A 17,350-nucleotide genomic window follows, 5' to 3' on the forward strand; every position below is an offset into this window, starting at 1 on the left:
TCACCGTCCGGCGAGGACGGACAGCGGGTCGGTGTGGGCGGGGACCCAGCCGAGCTCCGCCCGGGCGCGTCCGGGGGTGAACTGCTGGTCCAGGGCGAAGGCGTCCGCGATCGGGCCCATCTGGGCGCGGGCCTCGTCCAGGGTGAGCGTGACGGTCTTGCCGTCGAGGCCGGCCGCGTGCGCGACGGCGAGGGAGCACTCCTTCGCGGTGGGGTTGACGCCGCCCACTCCGACGTAGACGGCGCCCCGCGCGGCCCGCAGCGCGGCGACGTACAGCTCGGCGATGTCGTCGATGTGGACGAGCGGCCAGTGGTTGCCGCCGTCGCCGATGCAGGGGACGGCTCCGGCCGCCTTGCCGGGGGTGCCGTAGAACATGTCGATCAGGCGGTTCTCGCCGCCGTACAGCAGTCCGGGGCGGATCACGACGGGGCGGCCGCCCCGCCGGGCGCGGGCCAGTACGGCGTCCTCGACGGGCCGGCGCCAGGCGACGAGGGACGGCGGGTTCCAGGGGGCGGTCTCGTCGGCGACGCCGTTCGTGTCGCCGTAGACCCAGGTGCCGCCGGTGTGGACGTAGGGGCCGCCGCCGATGCCGTCCTGGAGGGCGGTGGCGGCCGCGAGGTCCTCGTCGCCGGTGGTGGCCTGGGCGAGGTGGACGACCGCCTCGGCGCGGGCCGCGGCCCGGTTCATGACGTCGAGGTCGCCCAGTCCGCCGCGGACGGGCGTCGCGCCGAGGGCCTGGACGGTGTCGGCGGCCCGGTCGGTGCGGGCCAGCGCCTCCACCGTGTGTCCGTGGCGGACGAGTGCGCTGATGGTGGCCTTGCCGATGTATCCGGATCCGCCGGTGAGGAAGGTCTTCATGGTCGTGGCTCCTGTCTCGTGGCCGAGCCGGGTGGCTCTGTCGACCAGCCTGCGTCGGGGGGCGGAGCCGCGTCCAAGACCTGTTCCGGCGTCTGTGATACCCGCCGGGCATCAGGGCTCACGTGCCCGCGGTCAGGCGGGCTGCCGGAGCTCGACGCGGTTGCCCTCGGGGTCGGTGACCCAGCCGAACCGGCCGACGCCGGGCATGTCCTGCGTCTCCTCCGCCACGTCGGCTCCCCTGGCGCGCAGCTGGTCCAGCATCGCGTCGAGGTCGCGGACCCGGAAGTTGAGCATGGCGGCCTGGGAGCGGGACCCGAAGTAGTCGGTTCCGGAGTCGAAGGTGGCGAACACCGTCGGGCCGGGCTCCTGCCGCCACACGCCGTGGTCGTCGGCGTCCAGGCCGAGGCAGTCGCGGTACCAGGCGCTCAGGGCCGCCGGATCACCGGCCCGCAGGAAGAATCCGCCGATGCCGAGCACTCGTTCCATGCCGTCATCCTGCCACGCAGGGGCGGGCGGGCCCCGGTCACGAGGGCAGGCGCAGCGCCAGCAGGGCGACGTCGTCGTCGTTGTCGTGGGGCCGGGTGCGCCGCAGCAACTGGTCGGCGAAGTCGTCCAGGCCGCGGTGGACGAGCGAGGCGGCGTGCCGGCGCAGGTTCTCCAGGCCGGTGTCCAGCGACTGGCGGCGGGCCTCGACGAGGCCGTCCGTGTAGAACACGAGGGTGGACCGCGGGGGGAGGGTGAGCCGGGCCTCGGTTCTCGGCCGGGGTGACGGCATCCCGAGGAGCATGCCGTTGGCCTCGGTGAGGAAGCGGGTCAGGCCGTCGGGGCCGATGAGGAGGGGCGGCGGGTGGCCCGCGCTGGTCCACCGCAGCGTCCAGGTGCCGGCGGCGTCGGCGGCCAACCGGGCGAGGATCATCGTCGTCATCCGGACGTCGGTGATCTGCCGCATGGCGTCGTTGAGGTGCTGGACCGTGTGGTGCGTGGGCAGGTCCTGGGACCATGTGAACGCGCGCAGCATGTTGCGCAGTTGGGCCATTCCGGCGGCCGCCTCGAGGTCGTGGCCGACGACGTCCCCGATGACCAGGGCCGTGTCCCCGAAGGGCAGCGGGAAGGCGTCGTACCAGTCACCGCCGACGTACGAGGCGTCGGGCGCCGACTGGTAGCGCGCGGTCATCTCCACGCCGGGCAGGCGCGGCAGTTGGGGCAGCAGGTAGCGCTGCATGGTCTCGGCGACCTGGCGCTGCCGCTCGAAGTGGCGGGCGTTCTCCAGGGCCAGGCCGATGCGCCGCCCTATGTCCTGGAGGAGGGCGAGATCGGCGGTGGTGAAGACCTGGGCCCGGTCGGAACGGCCGAGGGTGATCGCGCCGACGACCTCGCGCGGTCCGCGGATCGGGGCGATGGCGGCCGCCTTGATCCCCGTCGCCTGGAACAGCCGGCGCTGCTCGACGGCGATGCCGCTGTCGGGAGGTCCCTGGTAGGTCTCGGGTCCCGCGAGATTCGAGGCCACTCCGCGCAGGGCACGGGAGAGCGGCATGGTGGACGCCTCGGAGACGGCCGGCATGGGGCCCTGCAGGTCCTCACGCTCGATGAGACCCGTGGGGCCGCTCTGCAGGACCAGATGCCGGGAGACGTCCCTCTCGTCCGTGATCAGGTCGATGACGGCCCAGTCGGCGAGCCGGGGCAGGACGAGCTGGACCACCCGGCGCAGCGCCTCGGCCACGTCGTTGTTGGAGATGAGCTGGGCGGTGGTGTCGGCCAGGAGGGCCAGTCGCTCCAACTCGGACAGGGAACGGCTGGGCGGGCGGGGTAGCGCTGCGGAGTCCGATAGGACATCTCCGCCGGTGTCGGTCATGGTCGCTCCTCATTCCCGCCGTGCAACGCGGCACAGGACGATGCGACCTGGGCCCTCGCATCCGCTCGCGTCACGCGAGAGAGGGAAGGGCCGCGGAACCGTCCGGGTGCGTGGGCACGCGACGGACGAGGTGCTGCGGTCGGGTCGATGACGGACGAGTCGGGGGTCGTGCCTTGGTGAGGCTGCTGTTTCCCCAACAACCGACCGAGTGGCCCAAAAGGCCGAACTTCATTTGTATCACACAATCGACCGGGTGAGGCCGGTCAGAGCAGGCGCAGGACGCCGACCACCTTGCCGAGGATGCGGGCGTCGTCGCCGGGGATCGGGTCGTATGCGGGGTTGCGCGGCATGAGCCACACCCGCCCGTCCTGGCGGCGCAGCACCTTGACGGTGGCCTCGTCGTCGAGGAGGGCGACGACGATGTCGCCGTGGTCGGCGCTGTCCTGCCGTTTGACGGTGACGATGTCGCCGTCGCAGATCGCGGCCTCGATCATGCTGTCGCCGGACACCGTGAGGGCGAACAGGTCGCCGTCGCCGACGACTTGGCGGGGCAGCGTGTAGACGTCCTCGATCATCTCGGCGGCGAGCAGGGGCGCGCCCGCGGCGATACGGCCCACCAGGGGCACCTCGACCGGGGCGGTGCCGGTGGTGCCGAGGTCGGGTGCCCAGGAGGGCCGTACCTGGTAGGCGCGGGGCCGGTGCGGGTCGCGGTAGAGGACGCCCTTGCGTTCGAGCGCCATCAGCTGGTGCGCGACGGAGGAGGTGCTGGCGAGGGAGACGGCCTGGCCGATCTCCCGCATGGACGGCGGGTATCCCTGCCGTTCGACGGTCTCGGTGATGAAGCGGACGATGGCCGCCTGGCGGTTCGTCAACTCCCCCGCCGGGGTGCGGGGACCCGGGGGACGGCCCCGGCGGGCGGGCACAGTGTCGTCCATCCCGACACACCTCCGTACAAGATCGTTCGGAATGACCCTAACCTGCCGCCCTCCGCAAATGGAACACCTTGACGAATTCGTGGGGTCCGTGACCCGTCCCGGGTGGGTCGTCCGGCTCAGGCGGCCTGCGGTTCGGGGCGCCGGCGCGGCCGGAGCTCGGGGCGTCCGAACAGCAGCGCGTAGCCCTCGGGCAGCTGGTCGAGGATGCGGTCCACGAGGTCGGGGCCGGCCAGGTCGGCGATGACCTTGAAGACGGTGCCGGTGTTCCAGCGGGCGACCGCGGGGCTGGTGCCGGTCCGGTGCGCCAGGTCCTTCACGAAGCCCCAGCCGGTCGACTGCGCGGTGGCGGGCACCTGCCCGGTGAACTCCAGCGCGGCAGGCAGCGGCAGCCGGGCGGCCAGGTCGACGCGTTCGTCGCCGGTGAGCTGGCGGCCGAGGGCGGCGAGGACCTGGAGGGTCACCTCCTCGGCCCGCTCCCGGGTGGGGTAGGCGCCTTCGTAGCGCACCTTGGCCAGCAGGGCGTCGTAGGTCGTGGTGGCGTCGCGGCGGTCGTGGAGCTGCGCGGTCATGTCGGGTGGCGTGCCTTTCGTGTCGGGGGAGCCCGGTGTGCCGGTCGCGGGCGGCCGGGGCCGTGAGCCGTCGCCGCCGACGGGTGGGCGGGCTCCGCTCATGCGTGGGTGGCTGGGCGCGCTCGTCGTGGAGTGCGAGTGGGTCGCGGGACGGGGGGGCCGGGTGCGCGGACGATCCTGTGCGCCCCGGCTGTCCCGCAGGGGGCGGGCATGGGCGGGCGCGTCCGGGCCACGGTGGGCCTGCGGACGCGCCTGCGTCGCCCGAGTGCCTGGTGTGCGCCGAGGTGCGGCCTGCCTCGCCGGCGGCCTGATGCGGGTCCGTACGACTCGGTGCGCGTCCGTCCGGACCCGCGGGGCGCACGGCGTCGGCGGGCGTGGCCGATCGAGCGGCTGTCAGGCGCCGCTCAGGCGGAGAGCTCCTTGCGCCGCGACGAGTCGCCGACGACGACCTTGCGCGGCTTGGCGCGCTCCGCGATCGGGATACGCAGGGTCAGCACCCCGGCGTCGTACTCGGCCTCGATGTTCTCGGTGTCCAGCGTGTCGGCGAGCATCACCCGGCGGGAGAAGACGCCCAGCGGCCGCTCGGACAGCTCCATCCGGACGTCGTCCGCGGTGCTCGGCCGGCGTTCCGCCTGGACGGTCAGCATGTTCCGTTCGACGTCGATGTCGATCGCGTCCGGGCTGACCCCGGGGATGTCCAGCTCGATCACGTAGACATCGCCTTCACGGTGGGCGTCCATCGGCATCGCGGCCGGGCGCGACCAGGTGCCGGGCGTACCGAGGATCTGACCGGTGAGCCGGTCCAGTTCACGGAAGGGGTCGGTGCGCATCAACATCAGCAGAACACCTCCTGTGCGTCGGGCAGTTACTTGCTGCCAATGCGCTTCACCTGACTCCGTTGTACCATGTCATCGGAACGATGACAATCCCGAAGTCAACGAAGTGATGACGCAATGGGCGAACACTTCGCGAGCGCTTCGGGCCGGCATCCACGACGAACCGAAGGAGGAGGGCCGTGCCGACGTCCGACGAGCGATCCGCCCACCGCACCCCGGCGTCCGTCCTGGCGGCGGAGACGGCACTGCGCGCCATGACGGAGGCGGTGCGTGCCGCGCGGACCGCCCCGGCGGGCGACGCGGGCGACACCCCACCCGCGCCCGAGCAGGCGCTGGCCGTCCTGATGCTGCTGCGCGACGTACGGGACCAGCTCGCGCAGTGGGAGCCGAACCTGATCGAGGCGGCCCGCGCGGCCGGCGCCAGCTGGGCGGACCTCGCCGGCCCGCTCGGCGTCGCGAGCCGCCAGGCCGCCGAGCGGCGCTATCTGCGGGGACGGCCCGGCGGTGACGGCGGCACCCGTGAGCAGCGCGTCAAGGCCACGCGCGACCGGCGCGCCGCCGACCGCAAGGTGACCGCGTGGGCCCGGAGCAACGCCGGGGAGCTGCGCAGCCTCGCCGGTCAGATCGCCGCGCTGCCCGATCTGCCGGAGGCCGCCCTCGCCCCGCTGCGGCGGCTCGCGCACGCGCTGGCCGACGACGACGCCGCACTGCTGCTGGCCCCCCTGACGGACACCGAGCCGCATCTGCGCGCTCAGCACCCCCGGCTCGCCACCCGGATCGACGACCTCACCAGCCACGCCGACCGGCTGCGGCAGGACAGCGACGCGGACCGCGGGGCCCGGCCCTGACGCGCCGCTCGCACGCGGTGCGGGCGACTCCGTTCGGGTGACCTGCGACGCGGATGCGGAGACGGGAGGAGAGGCACGGGTCCGAGGGGGTACCCGGTCGGGTGCCGACGTGACGGCGGCGACATCGGGCGCTCGCCGTGTTTGCGACCGGCGCGGGTGAGCAGGCGATGGTCTGCACATCAGCGCTCGGCAGAAAGGACCCCTCATGGCGGTCAGCGACTCGGACCTGGTCGAGGCCGATACCGATCCGGGGGCCGTCCGGCGTCATCGCACGCTCTTCAGGGCGGTGAAGCGGCGCCGGAACCCTCCGCTGCGGCGTACGGACATCACGGTCACCGACGAGGCGGCGGTGAAGCGGGCGGTCAAGGCCGCCTCCCTCGGCAACGCCATGGAGTGGTTCGACTTCGGGATCTACAGCTATCTCGCGGTCACGCTCGGGCATGTCTTCTTCCCGTCCGGCAACGCGACCGTGCAGCTGCTGTCGTCGTTCGCGACCTTCGCGGTGTCGTTCCTGGTGCGCCCCATCGGCGGCATGGTGTTCGGTCCGATGGGCGACAAGATCGGACGCAAGAAGGTCCTCGCGCTGACGATGATCCTCATGGCGATCGGCACCTTCGCGATCGGCCTGATCCCGTCGTACGCCACGATCGGCTTCTGGGCGCCGGTGCTGCTGATCTTCTTCCGGCTGGTGCAGGGCTTCTCGACCGGCGGTGAGTACGGCGGCGCGTCGACCTTCATCGCGGAGTACGCGCCCGACAAGCGGCGTGGCTTCTACGGCAGCTTCCTGGAGCTGGGGACGCTCGCCGGGTACGTCGGCGCCGCCGGCCTGGTGACGGTCCTGACGTCGGCGCTGGGCAGCGGCGGCATGGAGTCCTGGGGCTGGCGGGTGCCGTTCCTGGTGGCCGGGCCCATCGGGCTGGTCGGTCTCTATCTGCGGCTGAAGCTGGACGAGACGCCCGCCTTCCAGAAGCTGGAGGACGAGTCCATGCACCGGGCCTCCGAGGCCGCCTCCAGCGTGGAGACGACGGCTACCGGAGACCTGAAGAAGATCTTCCGGCAGTACTGGCCGGCGCTGATCCTGTGCATCTGCCTCGTCGGTGCCTACAACATCACCGACTACATGCTCCTGTCGTACATGCCGACCTACCTGTCCGACGAGATGGGCTACTCGGAGACGCACGGGCTGCTGATCCTGATCGCGACCATGGTGATCCTGATGCTGGTGATCAACCAGGTGGGCAGCCTCAGTGACCGGGTGGGCCGCAAGCCGCTGCTCATGGCGGGGATGCTCGGCTTCCTGGTGCTGTCCCTGCCATCGTTCCTGCTGGTCAGGCAGGGCAGCCTGGTCGCCGTGTCGGCGGGCATGCTGATGCTGGGCCTGTCGCTGGTGTGCCTGCTGGGCACGATGTCGGCGACCCTGCCCGCGCTGTTCCCGACCCAGGTCCGCTACGGCTCCCTGTCCGTCGGCTACAACCTGTCCGCCTCGCTGTTCGGCGGTACGACGCCGCTGGTCATCACCGCCCTGATCTCGGCGACCGGGAGCGACCTGATGCCCGCCTACTACGCCATGGCGGCGGCGCTGGTCGGTGTGATCGCCGTGGCCTTCACGAAGGAGACGGCACGGCAGCCGCTCGCGGGCTCCCCTCCGTCGGTCGCGACGGCACAGGAGGCCGCGGAGATGGTGGAGAGCCAGGCCCCGGCCCCCCGGTTCTGACGGCCCCCGGCAAGACGACGGCCCGGCACCCGCGTGGACGCGGATGCCGGGCCGTCGCCGTGGACTCGGCGCTCAGCCCTGACGGGCCTTGAAGCGCGGGTCCTTCTTGTTGATCACGTACGTCACGCCGCGGCGGCGCACCACCTGGGCGCCGGGCCTGGCCTTCAGCGAGCGCAGTGAGTTGCGTACCTTCATCGCGGTCTCCTCTCGGACTCGACGGACCGGTGGGTGCCTCGTCAGCGGGCGGCTGCGGTACGGCCGTAGCGCCGCTCGAAGCGCTCGACGCGTCCGGCGGTGTCCATGACGCGCGAGGTGCCGGTGTAGAACGGGTGGCTCGCCGAGGAGGTCTCGACGTCCACCAGCGGGTAGGTCTGGCCGTCCTCCCACTCGATCGTCCGTGCGGAGTCGAGGGTGGAACGGGTGAGGAAGGCGTGCCCCGACGCGCGGTCGCGGAAGACGACGGGACGGGAGTCGGGATGGATGCCGGGCCTCATGGGTTGTCCTTTCGCCGGGGGCCTGCCGTGGAGCGGTGTGGACGCGGGCGTCAGCGTTCCTCGCGGAACTCGACGTGCGCGCCGGCGACCGGGTCGTACTTGCGCAGGACCAGCCGGTCGGGGTCGTTGAGACGGTTCTTGCGGGTGACGTACGTGACGCCGGTGCCGGCCGTCGACCTCAGCTTCACGACGGGACGTGCGGTGCTGCGTGCCATGGGGGTGCTTCCTTTCCGTCCGCACACGAGCCGGCTGACTCGAACATGTCAGACAGTGGGTTCAACCACCGAACCTTCGGGTTCATTCCCCGCCCCTCCGACGAGGTCGAGGGGGAGATCCGGGGGCCGTGCCGTGGAACGCCGGGCGGGCCCGGCCCATTCCCGGCGGCACCGTAACCGCCCGTGGAACACGCGCGGGCACGGCGCGCGCGGCGCCGTGCCCGTGGTCGTGGTCGTGGCCCTGAGGGCCGGGAAGGCCGGTCGTCAGGCCGCCAGCGTCTTGTCCTCATGGGCCGCCGCGGCCTTGCGGTCGGCGCCGAACCGCTGGAGGAGCGCGTCCGCCGCCACCAGCGCCTCGGCGACCGTACGGGCCCCGACCATGACGCAGAGCGTGTACGTGGCGTCCTCGAGGGCGCGGCCGCTGGGGGCTGTGGGGTGCACGTCGTGCGCGAAGCGCACTTCGGCGAAGCGGGCCAGCGCGGCACGCAGTTCCTTCTCGGACGGCAGGATCATGGCAAGTCCCCTCTGTGCGCACGCAGCCCGGACCCGGCGGGATCACCGCGACGGAGAGGCTGAGTGCCGGCACCACACACCGGAGCCCGGCGCCGATCGCACCGAGCTGAACCCCAAGTGCCCCATGGGGAACGATTTACACCTGTAACACCGTCGAAGTCCCCCGTGTGGAGCAATCGCCGGACGTACGGCCGAACGCGGGGCGGCGGACGTTCCGGGCTGCATGGACCGCCCCCGCCGAGGAACATGAGAAGGCAGCGGCGCGTGCGGGCGTGCCCGGCCCACCCGGCGGAGCGGACGCCGCGGGGGGAGGCGGACTGGGCGGAACGGAGGGGCTGTGGCGAACCAGGATGCCGTCCTGTCCCGCCTCATGGCGCGTTCCCGCCGCGTCACCGCGGCGGAGATCCCCGCGCTGATCGACGAGGCCGGCCGGCGGCTGGGGCTCTCGACCACCCAGGTGTACCTGGCCGACCTGCAGCAGAACCGGCTGGTCCCGATGCCGCACCCCGACCCCGCCGCGGTCACCGCCTTCGAGATCGAGGGCTCGATGGCCGGTCTCGCCTACCGGACCCAGCTGGTGCAGCGCTCCCGCGACGCGTGCACCGCCTGGGTGCCGATGTTCGACGGCATGGAGCGGGTGGGCGTCCTGCGGGTCACCGCCCCCCGCCTCGACGCCGGCCTGCTGGAGTCGTCCGAGGCGCTGGCGGGCCTGGCGACGCTGCTCGTGAGGTCGAAGTCGGCGCACGACGAACTGCTCGTCACACAGACCCGCACCCGGACCATGACCACCCAGGCCGAGCTGCTGTGGGCGTTCGTGCCCCCACGCACCATCGGTACCGAACACGTCACGTCCACCGCCATCCTCGAACCGGCCTACGACGCCGGCGGCGACGCCTTCGACCACAGCCTCGGCGACGGGCTGCTGCACCTCGCCCTGCTGGACGCCATGGGGCACGACCTGGCCTCCGGCGGCGCCAGCGCGGTCGCCCTGGGCGCGTGCCGTGCCACCCGCCGCGCCGGGGGGAGCCTCTCCGACATCGCCACCACCATCGACGCGACCCTCAGCGAGTGGATCCCCGACCGGCTGCTCACCGCCGTCATCGCGCAACTGGACATCAGCACGGGACAGTTCACCTGGATCAACTGCGGGCACCCGCCCCCGCTGCTGATCCGCGAGAACCATGTCGTGCCGCAGGCCCTGGAGTTCCCCGCGCATCTCCCCCTCGGGCTGGGCCTCGGCCCGGCGGCGGCACCGGCCGAACACCACGTCCGGCTCCAGCCCGGTGACCGTGTGGTGCTCTACAGCGACGGTGTGACCGAGGCCCGCACGAGCGACGGCTCGCTCTTCGGCGAACAGCGGCTGACCGACACCGTCATCCGGTCCATGGCGTCCGGCAACAACCCCGCGGAGACCCTGCGCCGGCTCATCCGCAACCTGCACGAGAACCACCGGCTGCACGACGACGCCACGATCATGCTGGTGCGCTGGCACCCGGACTGACCGGGCGGGGACGGGCAGCGGTTGCGGTGCCGGGGGCCTGCCGAGATCCGGCAGAACCTCGGCACCGCAACCATCCGTGGTGCTCCCCACGAGCCATGATGCGGGCGGAGAACGCCTCCCGCATTGCCGGTTCCCGGCAGAGTTCACTAGGGTCTGCATGCCGACGGCCGCCAACCGGCCGGTAACGGCGCCGGGGACTGAGGGGTGGGGGCGTGAGCGAGCCGGAGACGATGAGAGCGTATCTGAAGGGGTACGCGGAGATCCTCGCGGACGTCTCCGCCACCGGGCGCCGGATGACCCGGGACGAGATCGAGTCCCGGCGCGCCCTCGGCGAACAGGCCGCCGACCACGGGCACACCCTGCGGACCCTGGTCCGCGCGCACCTCAGGGCCACCCGCGAGGGCTGGCCGCCTCCCCCACGTCATCCCGACAGCCTGCTGGCGGCCGTCGAGCAGGCCGTCGACGCCTTCGCGGAGGGCTACGAACGCGCGCAGCGCCTGGCCGTGCGCCAGGAGGAGGCCGCGCGCCGGGAGTTCATCGACGACCTGCTGTACGGCCGCAGCGACCTGGGGCGGCTCGCCGAGCGGGCGGAGCGGTTCGGGCTGGTGCTGTCCCGCGCGCACGCCGTGGCCGTGGCCGAGGGGCCGGACGCCTACGACGACACCGACCCCGTGACCCGGCGCGTGGAGAGTGCGCTCATCACGCGCTTCGGTGACCGGAACATCCTGCTCACCACGAAGAACGGGCAGTTGGTCTGCATCGCGCCCGGCGACGACCGGGACGTCCTGCTGCACTTCGCCAAGCAGGCCCACGCCGCCACCGACGGCAGCCGGGTGGCCATCGGCCGGCCCCGCACCGGAGCGGGCGGCGTCGTGCACTCCTACGAGGAGGCGCTGAACAGCCTCCAGCTCGCCGAGCGTCTGGGCCTGGACGACCCCGTGGTGCACGCCGCCGACCTGCTCGTGTATCCGGTGCTGGCCCGTGACCGGCAGGCCATGGCCGATCTGGTGCTCGGTGCGCTGGGCCCGCTGCGGAGCGCCCGCGGCGGTGCGGAGCCGCTGCTGCGCACCCTCCAGGTGTACTTCGACGCCGGCTGCACCGCCGCCGAGGCGGCCCGGCGGCTGTCGCTCAGTGTGCGGGCGCTGACCTACCGGCTGGAGCGCATCCACCAGCTGACCGGCGCCAACCCGGCCGACCCCATGCACCGCTACACCCTGCAGACCGCGGTGATCGGCGCGCGCCTGCTGGGCTGGCCCGAACAGGAGATCTGACCGGCCCGCCGGTCACTTCCCACCGGTGAGGGACGCCTCGAGCGCGGCGACGTGCCGGGCCTCCGCCTCCTTGCGGACGGCGGCGAAGCGGCGGTCCACGATCCAGAGCGGCACGGCCCACAGCCCGCCCCACAGGCTGAAGGAGTCCACCACCCCGGTCTGCCGCAGCACGGTGTTGGTCAGGAGGCAGAGGATGCCGCAGGCGATCCAGGCGGCCGTGCGGTACCGGCCGAGGAAGCGGACGGGGGCGTTCCAGGGGCCGGACAGCGCCTCCAGGGTCGCGGCGCGCACGATGGCGTCGCGGTCCACGGTGTTCTCCGCCGGTGCCGCCGTGCCCTGCCGGAGGTCCGCGTCGAGGGTCCGGGCCTGCGCCTCGGTGTCGCGGCCGGCGACCACCACGGCGACCGCGCCCATCCTGAAGTCCTCCCAGTAACCGCGGTTCGCCCAGCGCTCGGCGGCGGCGACCTGCTGGGCCTGCGCGGACTGCGGCGCCAGTTCGTCGAGGCGCCGGACCAGGACACGGGCGCGGGCGGCCCGGCCGGGGTGGTCGAACCCGTCGGCGCGCAGGCACAGTTCGGCGTAGCCGGCGAGCAGCCCGAGGTGGTCGGCGTCGAGCGCGAGCCCGGCCCGGAACGCCTCCTCCGCGCGGTCGTCGTGGTCGTCGTCGTCCTCGGCCGCGTGTCCGAGAGCGAGCCAGCAGTACAGGTCGGGGTGAGGGCCGAGTTGGTCGATGCCTTCCTGGGCGGCGCGCCGCACGGCAGCGTTGCCCCCTGCTGTGAACAACTGCTCGCAGCGGTCCTGGTACGCGTCGACCGTGGCCATCGGGACTCCCCCTCGCCTTCCACCCGCGCGAGGTGGATCTCCTGTGCGCGGGGATCCTCGCAGGTCCGCGGCGATGTGACGATCAAGTAATGGTGACGGTCGGACCCGTGTGGTGAAGTGGGGATCATGACGACGAGTGACGCGATCGTGGTGCCCGAGCTGTACTCCGGTTATCCCGGGGTGGCTTTCGGCGGATACGTCGCCGGGGTGCTCGCGAGTGCGTGCGGGGCGGGGACGGTCCGGGTCGACTTCAGGGGGCCGGTGCCGGTCGAGAAGCCCGTCCGGCTGGCCGGGACGGGCGACGGCGGCGCGGAACTGGGCGAGGCGGAGCGGCCGCTGGCGACCGCGCGTCCGGCCGAGTCGGCGCTCGACGTGCCCGGGGCGCCGTCCTGGGAGGAGGCGTCGGCCGCGGCCGACCGGTTCCGGGCCGAGCCGCCGGAGGCGGTCGTCGACTGCTTCGGCTGCGGACTGCGCGCTCCGGAACAGGGTCTGCGGGTGTACTGCTCCCCGGTGCCGGGCCGCGATCTGGTCGCGACGGCCTGGACACCGTCCCCCGTGTTCGCCGGTCCCGACGGGCTGCTGCCCGACGCCCTGGTGTGGGGTGCCCTGGACTGTCCGGGGCACTGGGCGGGCCGTTTCCTGGGCACCCAGCGGCCGGGCGCGGTCACGGCCTCCCTGACGGGGACGATCCTGCGGCCGGTGACGGCGGGCGAGCCGTATGTGTCGTATGCGTGGATGCTGTCGGAGAGCGGCCGCAAGCACACGATGGGTGTGGCCCTGGCGACGGCCGGGGGCGAGCTGTGCGCGCTGTCGGAGGCCCTGTGGATCGACCCGAGGCCGGCCGCCTGAGCGTCAACCGCGCGGCTCCACCGCTGCCTTGGGCTGTTCGGCCTTGCCCAGTTCCGCGGTGAACTGGGCCCCCGCGAGCAGGGCCAGGTTGGACAGCCACAGCCAGATCAGGGAGACGACGACGCCGGCGAGGGAGCCGTACAGCCTGCTGTAGGTGCTCAGGGCCGAGGTGTAGAGGGCGAAGAGGCCGGAGACGGCGAGCCACAGCGCGGCGGCCAGGGCGCCACCGGGCAGGCTGCGGTGCCGCGTCCGGGCCTGGGCGGGGCCGGTGTGGAAGACGGTGACCACCAGCAGGGCCGCCAGGCACAGCAGCAGCGGCCAGCGCAGCAGGGTCCACGCCCAGGCGGCCATGACGTCGAGTGCGAGGGCCCGCCCGGCGGCCTCGGCGACAGGGCCGGACAGCATCAGCACCAGCGAGCTGAGCAGGAGCAGACCGAGCAGGGCGAAGGCCGTCAGCACGATGCGAGGGGCGGTGCGCCAGGGCGAGCGCCGGTCGGACACGCCGTGCATCCGGTGCAGGGCGCGCCGGAAGACGGCGAGGTAACTGCTCGCGGACCACAGCGCGCTCACCGCGCCCGCGCCCAGCAGCGTCCAGGCGGCGGTGCCGCTGCTCAGGGTGCGGGCGAGGGCGTCGTGCAGCTGGCCGCTCGCCTGTCCGGGGGCGTAGGCGGTGACGTGCCGGATGAAGTCCTCGGCGGTGTCGGGGCCGATCAGGCTGAACGCCACGACGGTGGCCATCAGCGCGGGCAGCAGGGCCAGGATGGCGTAGTAGGTGAGGGCGGCCGCGTAGTCGGAGATGTCGTCGCGCCACATCGACAGCGGGGTGCGGCGCAGGGCGGGCAGCCAGGTTTCCGGGACGCGGCGGGTGTGCGGCGCGGCGGCGGGGTGCGGGTCGGCGGACATGGCCTCGGGGGTGGTGGGGGCGGCGGGCACCGCCCGGGACGGGGTGGGGAGGTGCGGGGCGGGCCGACCGCCCGCACACGGCAGGGCGGTGGCGACTCGCTGTCGGTGCGAGGTCGCCACCGCCCTGCCGTGCCGGCGGGCCGGTCCGACGGGCGGACCGGCGTGGCTCAGCGATCAGATCCGGCCACCGGTGAGCCGGGTGATCGGACCGAGCGTGCGCCGCCCGGCGCGCCGCCCGGCCGCGTACGTGGACGCGCCGAGCACCGCGATGCCCGTGCCGACGCCGGCGGCGAGGGCCTTGCGGTTCGCGAGGACCGTCCATGCCGTCGTCGCGAGGGCGACGGCCTGACCGGAGGCGGCGACCACGGTCTTGCGGCCGGCCTCGGCCCGCTGGGCCGCGGACTTGGCGAGGGCGGAAGTGGCCTTGGCCGTCCGCTCGGCGGTGCCCGCGGCGGCTGACGCCGTGTCACCGGCCTTGTCCGCCGCCTTGTCCGCGGCCTTCGACGCCGGCGCGGTCGCCCGCGACGTGGCCCGACGAGCCTTGGTGGCCGTCTTCTTGGCGGTTGCGGAATCCTGGTTGGTGTCGTTGTTGGATGGGCTCATGGACACCGCGTTGCCGCTCCCCGCGGCAGCAAACATGTTCGACCATGAGCATCCGCGGAGAGGGCCGGGGGCGCGCCATGTCGTCGGTCCGCGACGGCTTTGTCACGGTCGGGGCACGCCTCGCCGTCCGCTCTGGCCACGCGACCGCGACGGCCGAAAATGAGTCTCTGAGCCCAGGACACGGCCGCCGTACGACGGCCGGGGCTCCGGTGCGGCGGCGAGCAGGTCCGCCGGCGCCGACAGGCGGCCTGGGGGGACGCGCATGAGTACATGGGAAGTGCCCGGATACACCGGGTCCTTGGAGCTCGGGTCGGGGGCGAGCGGGCGGGTCGTGCTGGCCGTCCACGAGGAGACCGGTGTCCCGGTCGCGGTGAAGTACCTCAGCGAGTCCCTGCGCACGCGGCCGGGTTTCGTGCACGACTTCCGCGCCGAGGCACGGCTGCTGGGCGGGCTGGAGAGCCCGTACGTCACCGGGCTGTACGAGTACGTGGAGAGCCCGCAGGGCGCCGCCATCGTGATGGAGCTGGTGGACGGCGTCTCGCTGCGAAGCCTCCTGAGCCGTGAGGGCCCCCTGACGCCCGAGGCCGCGCTGGCCGTCCTCAAGGGCTCCCTGCTCGGGCTGGCCGACGCGCACGGCGTCGGGGTCGTCCACCGCGACTACAAGCCCGAGAACGTGCTCGTGCTGCCGGACGGGACGTCCAAGCTGGTCGACTTCGGCATCGCCGTGGACGCGGGCACCGACGCCGGGGTGGCGGGCACCCCGTCGTACATGGCGCCGGAGCAGTGGACCGGCGCGCCCGCCTCCCCCGCCGCCGACGTGTACGCGGCGACCGCCACCTTCTTCGAGTGCCTCACGGGCCGCAAGCCGTACGCGGGCGACAACATCGCCGAACTGGCGCTGCGGCACGTCGAGGCGCCCGTGCCGGCGGAGGAGGCGCCCGAGCCGGTACGGGAGCTGGTGCGCCGCGGGCTGGCCAAGGACCCGGCGCGACGCCCCGCGCGGGCCGCGGAGTTCGTCCGCGAGCTCGAGGCGGTCGCGGGTGCCGCGTACGGGGCGGACTGGGAGGAGCGCGGCCGGGACCGGCTCGCGGCGCTGGTCGCCCTGCTGCCCCTGCTGCTGCCCTCGGCCCGGGGCGGCGCGCGCGGCACCACGGACGTCGCGCGCACGGTGCTTGGCCCGCCGCCCGGCCCGAGCCCCGTGCGGGCGTGGCTGCCCGGCCGGGCCGGGCTGCTGGCGTCGGCCGCCGCCGTGCTGCTCGGGGTGCTCCTGACCTACGGGGTCCCGTTCGCCCCGGACAACGCCGCGCGCGACACGGCCCGGGCCGTCGCCACGACCGGCGCCCGGCCCGGCGCGCCGGCGGACGGACCCGGCACGCCGAGCCCGTCCGCCTCCTCGTCCGGATCGCCCTCGGTCTCGTCCTCGCCGAACGTCTCGCCCACCCCGACGGCCACCGACGGCGCCAGTGCCCCGACCACCGACTCCCCCACCGGCACGGGGAGTTCGGGGACCACGGCACCCGGGGACACGGGTGGCACGGCGACGCCCACGACGGACGCGCCGCCCACGACACCCACCGCGCCCGCCGTGAAGGACGTGGCGGTGTCCGGCTTCACGCAGACCGGCCCGACGACGGCCACGGCGACCGTCGTCGTCACCACGGACGGCACCGGCCCGGTCTCCGTCACCGTCTCCTGGTCCACGGGCAACCTCGCCGGGCTGCCCGGCTCCGCCGACGGCGCGGCCCAGACCCTCACCCGCAGCGGTGCCACCCAGTACACGATCCCGGTCGACCACACCTTCCAGAACCGGGGCTGCTACTGGTTCGTACAGGCGGCGACCGATCCCGCCGCCGCGGGCGGGACGGCCACCCAGCAGCTCCTGACCCGGCAGTGTGACCTCCGATGAGCGCGCCCGACGACCGGACGGCCGGCCTCGGCCCGCGCCGCGTGGAGCCCTCGGAGGACACCGGCTACAGCGCCACCGTGCTCGGCAGCCACTGGATCCAGCGCCCCGGACCGGACGCCGACGGCACCCTCGTCGCGCCGGCGCCGCGACCCGACCGCGTCGAGGGCACGGTGCTGCGCTTCGGCCCCGGCGTCACCGCCGCCGTCGCCCATCGCACCCACCGCACGCTGCCCGCACTGCCAGCCACCCCGACACCGGCACCCCGGCGGCTGCGCCGCCACACCCTGCCCGTGCTGGTGGTGCTGTGCGTCCTCGCCTTCCTGGCCTGGCAGCGGCTCGGGCCGTCCGTCCAGGTGCGCTCGGTCGCGGTCACCGCCCGGCCCGCGGTGCTCCCGTGCGACGGCACCGCCGACGTCGTCGCGCGGGTGGAGACGGACGGCCGTCCGGGCACCCTCACCTACCGGTGGACCCGCAGCGACGGCACGGCTTCCGGGGTGCTGCGCGAGGTGGTGGCCCGCGACCAGCGGCAGGCACGCCTCACGTTGCGCTGGACGTTCGAGGGCCAGGGCCGCCACGCGGCCCGGGCCGAGGTGGAGATCCTGTCGCCCGCCCATCTGACGGCGAACGCGCGGTTCACCTACGACTGCGGCTGAACTCCCCC

General features: G+C 73.6%; 20 protein-coding genes. 7 read left to right on the forward strand and 13 right to left on the reverse strand.

Features of this window, described 5'->3' with window-relative positions:
- The 6 genes from F8R89_RS02775 to F8R89_RS02800 form a co-directional block, all read right to left on the reverse strand.
- A complete protein-coding gene (locus F8R89_RS02775; protein ID WP_151782433.1) occupies positions 1 to 858 on the reverse strand; it encodes an NAD-dependent epimerase/dehydratase family protein in 858 nt (285 codons plus the stop codon).
- A 132-nt stretch (positions 859 to 990) separates the two neighbouring features.
- Positions 991 to 1,344: a VOC family protein gene (locus F8R89_RS02780; RefSeq protein WP_151782434.1), complete on the reverse strand. Its 354-nt coding sequence runs from the start codon at positions 1,342 to 1,344 to the stop codon at positions 991 to 993.
- Between the two features lie 37 nt (positions 1,345 to 1,381).
- Positions 1,382 to 2,710: a PP2C family protein-serine/threonine phosphatase gene (locus tag F8R89_RS02785; protein WP_151782435.1), complete on the reverse strand. Its 1,329-nt coding sequence runs from the start codon at positions 2,708 to 2,710 to the stop codon at positions 1,382 to 1,384.
- A 263-nt stretch (positions 2,711 to 2,973) separates the two neighbouring features.
- Positions 2,974 to 3,645: a transcriptional repressor LexA gene (gene lexA / locus F8R89_RS02790; RefSeq protein ID WP_151782436.1), complete on the reverse strand. Its 672-nt coding sequence runs from the start codon at positions 3,643 to 3,645 to the stop codon at positions 2,974 to 2,976.
- Positions 3,646 to 3,761: 116 nt separating this feature from the next.
- Positions 3,762 to 4,214 carry a DUF2267 domain-containing protein gene (locus F8R89_RS02795; RefSeq protein ID WP_151782437.1) on the reverse strand — a complete coding sequence of 151 codons (453 nt, stop codon included), beginning with the start codon at positions 4,212 to 4,214 and terminating at the stop codon, positions 3,762 to 3,764.
- 404 nt (positions 4,215 to 4,618) lie between these two features.
- Entirely contained in the window at positions 4,619 to 5,050 is a 432-nt protein-coding gene (locus F8R89_RS02800; RefSeq protein ID WP_151782438.1) for an Hsp20/alpha crystallin family protein, read from the reverse strand.
- A 179-nt stretch (positions 5,051 to 5,229) separates the two neighbouring features.
- Between F8R89_RS02800 and F8R89_RS02805 the strand changes: the two genes are divergently transcribed.
- Together F8R89_RS02805 and proP are read left to right on the forward strand one after the other, a co-directional pair.
- A complete protein-coding gene (locus F8R89_RS02805) occupies positions 5,230 to 5,898 on the forward strand; it encodes a type III effector protein (protein WP_151782439.1) in 669 nt (222 codons plus the stop codon).
- Positions 5,899 to 6,103: 205 nt separating this feature from the next.
- Positions 6,104 to 7,612: a glycine betaine/L-proline transporter ProP gene (gene proP / locus F8R89_RS02810; RefSeq protein WP_151782440.1), complete on the forward strand. Its 1,509-nt coding sequence runs from the start codon at positions 6,104 to 6,106 to the stop codon at positions 7,610 to 7,612.
- A gap of 72 nt (positions 7,613 to 7,684) precedes the next feature.
- Here the strand turns inward: proP and ykgO are convergent, their stop codons facing one another.
- The 4 genes from ykgO to F8R89_RS02830 all read right to left on the reverse strand — a co-directional run bounded on the left by ykgO (position 7,685) and on the right by F8R89_RS02830 (position 8,834).
- Positions 7,685 to 7,807 carry a type B 50S ribosomal protein L36 gene (ykgO, locus tag F8R89_RS02815; protein WP_114533933.1) on the reverse strand — a complete coding sequence of 41 codons (123 nt, stop codon included), beginning with the start codon at positions 7,805 to 7,807 and terminating at the stop codon, positions 7,685 to 7,687.
- A gap of 41 nt (positions 7,808 to 7,848) precedes the next feature.
- On the reverse strand, positions 7,849 to 8,106 hold the full coding sequence (locus F8R89_RS02820; RefSeq protein ID WP_151782441.1) for a type B 50S ribosomal protein L31: 258 nt from the start codon (positions 8,104 to 8,106) through the stop codon (positions 7,849 to 7,851).
- Between the two features lie 50 nt (positions 8,107 to 8,156).
- Positions 8,157 to 8,321 (reverse strand): 50S ribosomal protein L33, encoded by a 165-nt coding sequence (rpmG, locus tag F8R89_RS02825; RefSeq protein ID WP_062672420.1) that lies wholly within the window; start codon positions 8,319 to 8,321, stop codon positions 8,157 to 8,159.
- Positions 8,322 to 8,585: 264 nt separating this feature from the next.
- Complete coding sequence (locus F8R89_RS02830) at positions 8,586 to 8,834, reverse strand: DUF5133 domain-containing protein (RefSeq protein ID WP_151782442.1); 249 nt, start codon at positions 8,832 to 8,834, stop codon at positions 8,586 to 8,588.
- A gap of 337 nt (positions 8,835 to 9,171) precedes the next feature.
- Here F8R89_RS02830 and F8R89_RS02835 point away from each other — a divergent pair, with 337 nt between their 5' ends.
- Complete coding sequence (locus tag F8R89_RS02835; protein ID WP_225994314.1) at positions 9,172 to 10,335, forward strand: PP2C family protein-serine/threonine phosphatase; 1,164 nt, start codon at positions 9,172 to 9,174, stop codon at positions 10,333 to 10,335.
- 230 nt (positions 10,336 to 10,565) lie between these two features.
- Positions 10,566 to 11,606, forward strand: a complete 1,041-nt coding sequence (locus tag F8R89_RS02840) for a PucR family transcriptional regulator (RefSeq protein WP_151787972.1) — start codon at positions 10,566 to 10,568, stop codon at positions 11,604 to 11,606.
- Between the two features lie 12 nt (positions 11,607 to 11,618).
- Here the strand turns inward: F8R89_RS02840 and F8R89_RS02845 are convergent, their stop codons facing one another.
- Positions 11,619 to 12,428, reverse strand: coding sequence for a hypothetical protein (locus F8R89_RS02845; protein WP_151782443.1), 810 nt, complete (start codon positions 12,426 to 12,428; stop codon positions 11,619 to 11,621).
- 126 nt (positions 12,429 to 12,554) lie between these two features.
- On the opposite strand from F8R89_RS02845, the gene F8R89_RS02850 reads away from it, so the two are divergent.
- A complete protein-coding gene (locus F8R89_RS02850) occupies positions 12,555 to 13,277 on the forward strand; it encodes a hotdog fold domain-containing protein (protein ID WP_151782444.1) in 723 nt (240 codons plus the stop codon).
- Between the two features lie 3 nt (positions 13,278 to 13,280).
- Here the strand turns inward: F8R89_RS02850 and F8R89_RS02855 are convergent, their stop codons facing one another.
- Together F8R89_RS02855 and F8R89_RS02860 are read right to left on the reverse strand one after the other, a co-directional pair.
- Complete coding sequence (locus F8R89_RS02855; protein WP_151787973.1) at positions 13,281 to 14,180, reverse strand: YihY/virulence factor BrkB family protein; 900 nt, start codon at positions 14,178 to 14,180, stop codon at positions 13,281 to 13,283.
- A 174-nt stretch (positions 14,181 to 14,354) separates the two neighbouring features.
- On the reverse strand, positions 14,355 to 14,783 hold the full coding sequence (locus F8R89_RS02860; protein ID WP_225994315.1) for a hypothetical protein: 429 nt from the start codon (positions 14,781 to 14,783) through the stop codon (positions 14,355 to 14,357).
- A 262-nt stretch (positions 14,784 to 15,045) separates the two neighbouring features.
- On the opposite strand from F8R89_RS02860, the gene F8R89_RS02865 reads away from it, so the two are divergent.
- Together F8R89_RS02865 and F8R89_RS02870 are read left to right on the forward strand one after the other, a co-directional pair.
- Positions 15,046 to 16,689, forward strand: coding sequence for a serine/threonine-protein kinase (locus F8R89_RS02865; protein ID WP_151782446.1), 1,644 nt, complete (start codon positions 15,046 to 15,048; stop codon positions 16,687 to 16,689).
- Positions 16,686 to 17,342, forward strand: coding sequence for a hypothetical protein (locus F8R89_RS02870; RefSeq protein WP_151782447.1), 657 nt, complete (start codon positions 16,686 to 16,688; stop codon positions 17,340 to 17,342). Before F8R89_RS02865 ends, F8R89_RS02870 begins: the two co-directional genes overlap by 4 nt.
- Positions 17,343 to 17,350 lie beyond the last annotated feature (8 nt).

The organism is Streptomyces sp. SS1-1 (genome assembly GCF_008973465.1).
GTDB lineage: Bacteria > Actinomycetota > Actinomycetes > Streptomycetales > Streptomycetaceae > Streptomyces.

Coding starts and splice junctions, on each gene's coding strand:
- F8R89_RS02775 (WP_151782433.1), bottom strand. CDS start 858: ATGAAGACCTTCCTCACCGGCGGATCCGGATACATCGGCAAGGCCACC.
- F8R89_RS02780 (WP_151782434.1), bottom strand. CDS start 1,344: ATGGAACGAGTGCTCGGCATCGGCGGATTCTTCCTGCGGGCCGGTGAT.
- F8R89_RS02785 (WP_151782435.1), bottom strand. CDS start 2,710: ATGACCGACACCGGCGGAGATGTCCTATCGGACTCCGCAGCGCTACCC.
- lexA (WP_151782436.1), bottom strand. CDS start 3,645: ATGGACGACACTGTGCCCGCCCGCCGGGGCCGTCCCCCGGGTCCCCGC.
- F8R89_RS02795 (WP_151782437.1), bottom strand. CDS start 4,214: ATGACCGCGCAGCTCCACGACCGCCGCGACGCCACCACGACCTACGAC.
- F8R89_RS02800 (WP_151782438.1), bottom strand. CDS start 5,050: ATGTTGATGCGCACCGACCCCTTCCGTGAACTGGACCGGCTCACCGGT.
- proP (WP_151782440.1), top strand. CDS start 6,104: ATGGCGGTCAGCGACTCGGACCTGGTCGAGGCCGATACCGATCCGGGG.
- ykgO (WP_114533933.1), bottom strand. CDS start 7,807: ATGAAGGTACGCAACTCACTGCGCTCGCTGAAGGCCAGGCCCGGCGCC.
- F8R89_RS02820 (WP_151782441.1), bottom strand. CDS start 8,106: ATGAGGCCCGGCATCCATCCCGACTCCCGTCCCGTCGTCTTCCGCGAC.
- rpmG (WP_062672420.1), bottom strand. CDS start 8,321: ATGGCACGCAGCACCGCACGTCCCGTCGTGAAGCTGAGGTCGACGGCC.
- F8R89_RS02830 (WP_151782442.1), bottom strand. CDS start 8,834: ATGATCCTGCCGTCCGAGAAGGAACTGCGTGCCGCGCTGGCCCGCTTC.
- F8R89_RS02840 (WP_151787972.1), top strand. CDS start 10,566: ATGAGAGCGTATCTGAAGGGGTACGCGGAGATCCTCGCGGACGTCTCC.
- F8R89_RS02845 (WP_151782443.1), bottom strand. CDS start 12,428: ATGGCCACGGTCGACGCGTACCAGGACCGCTGCGAGCAGTTGTTCACA.
- F8R89_RS02850 (WP_151782444.1), top strand. CDS start 12,555: ATGACGACGAGTGACGCGATCGTGGTGCCCGAGCTGTACTCCGGTTAT.
- F8R89_RS02855 (WP_151787973.1), bottom strand. CDS start 14,180: ATGTCCGCCGACCCGCACCCCGCCGCCGCGCCGCACACCCGCCGCGTC.
- F8R89_RS02860 (WP_225994315.1), bottom strand. CDS start 14,783: ATGAGCCCATCCAACAACGACACCAACCAGGATTCCGCAACCGCCAAG.
- F8R89_RS02865 (WP_151782446.1), top strand. CDS start 15,046: ATGAGTACATGGGAAGTGCCCGGATACACCGGGTCCTTGGAGCTCGGG.
- F8R89_RS02870 (WP_151782447.1), top strand. CDS start 16,686: ATGAGCGCGCCCGACGACCGGACGGCCGGCCTCGGCCCGCGCCGCGTG.